Below are 2603 nucleotides of genomic sequence, written 5' to 3'. Positions count from 1 at the left end.
CCCTTCTCCCCGCTTGGGAGAAGGGGTTGGGGGATGAGGGCAGCAAGTTGGCTATCTCAAGCATGTCAGTGCCCAAACAGGGGTTAGCCTGAGGAACTCTATTTGATCTCTATCCCTAGAAGCCGCGCAAACGCTTCTCTAGCCATCCAACATCGCCAATCCAAAATCCAAAATCCCAAAATAGAGGCTACTTGGGGAAGTTGGGCAGGTCAATGGCGGCCAGGGACGACAGCTTCTTGGATGGGCGCGTGGGGTAAACCACGGGCGCAAGGTTCGCTGCGGCTTCGGGATCTGTCGCTTCAGGATTACTGCGATCCGGGCGAGCCGGAGCCGCAGACTCTGCTGCCGTAGCAGCCCAGCGATGGGTTTCAAAGGGCATGGTCAGCAATTTGGGCTGCACGGACACCGGTCGGGGCGGCATGGGGGGAATCGGTGCCGAAGCAGCAGAGCGAGATACCGAATTGTCCGACGGGGGCTGGAGTTGGGATTCCTCAGCGCCATGCAGCGCGGGGGATGGCGTGTTTGGGGAGGGGTCGTCTGCTGGCTGCGTCGGATGGATTTCGCCATCGGGGGCGATCGCCTCGGTCGAAAGCGCCGCCAACTGGTCGATCAGCCCTGCCTGCACCAAGTCTTCGGCAGAGACTTCCACCAGCTTTGCCAGGTCTTGCCAGAGGCTCGTTTCTGCATTTGGGTCAGTGCTGGGAGCGCTGCCGACTTCGTTTACCAGGTCGGTGAACTCTCGGAACAGAGAGCGCACATTGTCCGCAACCGAAAGTTCAGCCGCCGAAAGTTCAGCCGCCCGCAGTTCCGCACTGGCTTGTGGGTTCAGTTCCAAAGCAGCCGCGTTCGTGGGGTCTAGCGCTGGCGACGCACCGGCCGCCGCTGGCGTTGAGTGGCTTGCTCCTGCTCCAAATTGAAACGCAATGACGTTCGTCGTCACCGTTGCAGCATCGCCATCTTCGTCCAGAGGAGCGACAGATTCCGTCCCCTCGGCATTAATCAGGTCTGAATCAGTCCCTTCTTGAGCAATCCCTCCTTGAGCAAGGCTAGAACCTGGCAGGGACACACGGCCCTGTTCCGCTTCGTTAGACAAAAGGGCATTGGGCAAAAGGGCATCTGCGGAAACCACATCACCCAGCCACGCCGCCGTTTCCTCCGCATTTTCGGGCTGGTTGGCTAATACATTGACCAGCTTGGGGGGAACTGTTGATTCGGCGGATTCTGCTGACCACGGGCGGATCGTCGCCGCTTTGGGCAACATCGACGGAGCCGAGAGCAGTTCGGCGGCAGGAGGGGCCTGCCAAGGCTGAGGCGTGGACTGTGGCGTGGGCTGGGCGATCGCCCCTCCGGGTGTATCCAGCAGGGCTGCCGGAACCTCCAAACAACGCTCCAACGCCGCCTTGAACTGGAGCGTATAGCGCTGTTGCCGCTGGAGCCGCGTTTGCAAGTCTCGAACTAGGGCCTCGCTATGAGCCAGCCGCTGCGCCTGCTCTTCGTAGCGCTGCTGGGCTAGCTGATTCTCTTGCTCAAGCTGCGTAATCCGCTCTCGGCTCAGCGCTAGCTCCTGGGTTACGGTTTCTGCCAACACCTGCTGTCGATGGCTAAGCTGCTGGGTCGCTTCCAGTTGCTCCGTAAGCTGAACAATTTGTTGCTCCAAGGGCTGAATGGTGGCCTGCACCTGATCAGCGGCGATCGCCGTTGCCGCACGAGCCTGCTGCTGTTCTAGGGCATCCTCCAGCATCGACACGCGATCCAGCAGCGCGTTGTTGCATTGGTTCAGTTCTTGAATCAGGCTAATCAAATCGGCAACGTTGGGAGAAGCGGCCTCCGGTTCGCTGGCGGCTGGAGCCACCACATCCCAACTGGGGCGCTCTGGAACAATGCGGCGCGTGGTCGGCGGCACTGATTGACCCGATTGAGGCGCTGCATTGGGCGAAGTATTGGGCGAACTAGGATTGCGAGATTCGGTATTGCGCTGGGGCTGGATAAAATGCGATCGCCCCGGCTGCGGCTGACCCAACTGCGGCTGACCCGGCTGCGGCCGACCCAACTGCGGACTCGCTGCCTCGCCCTGTACCGCCTCGCCGTATACAGACTGCCGCTCGATCGCGTCTGCGCTGATGGCGTTTGGAAAATTCACAGGCTGCCACTCTTCCCAAGACCCGATCGTGGACGATGCTGCCTCAGGGTTAGAAACAGTCGGAACATTACTCGGAACATGATGAACACGATTCGGAACGTCCGGGTCTGCGGGCGCAGATTCTGGTGCGGCTTCTACGGGCGGCTCCGTCGAAAACTCTGCCCAGCCCGCAAACCAGCTTGAAGGGGAGGGCGGATTTGCCGAGTTTTGGGCTTGTTCGTTTTGAGAAGAGTTTGGCTCGCTCATCGATTTGACCTGGCAGGGCGGGAGGCATTAAGTCAGACTTACTCTTGTTAACACAGAAATCGGAGTTGAGAACGATTTTTTTACCAGGTTAGCGCCAGAATACTTCCCTGGAGTGATATCGCTGGAATCCGAGATATCATTATTCACCAATATGACCGAATTGGGCGCATCCCAGTTATGCAAGTTTGCCCTCATCCCCCAGCCCCTTCTCCCAAAA

Annotated in this window: 1 protein-coding gene; it reads right to left on the bottom strand. The window is 59.2% G+C overall.

Features of this window, described 5'->3' with window-relative positions:
* Positions 1 to 187: 187 nt before the first annotated feature.
* On the bottom strand, positions 188 to 2386 hold the full coding sequence (locus tag IGS51_RS06095; protein WP_297077176.1) for a hypothetical protein: 2199 nt from the start codon (positions 2384 to 2386) through the stop codon (positions 188 to 190).
* Positions 2387 to 2603: the final 217 nt, after the last annotated feature.

It is taken from the genome of Thermoleptolyngbya sp. M55_K2018_002 (genome assembly GCF_015295965.1).
GTDB classification, from domain to species: domain Bacteria; phylum Cyanobacteriota; class Cyanobacteriia; order Elainellales; family Elainellaceae; genus Thermoleptolyngbya; species Thermoleptolyngbya sichuanensis.
Note: the sequence above shows the minus strand (reverse complement) of the source record. Positions and strands in the feature narration are given on the sequence as shown.

Excerpts from the sequence above, each read along its gene's own strand:
- IGS51_RS06095 (WP_297077176.1), bottom strand. The coding sequence starts at position 2,386 with ATGAGCGAGCCAAACTCTTCTCAAAACGAACAAGCCCAAAACTCGGCA.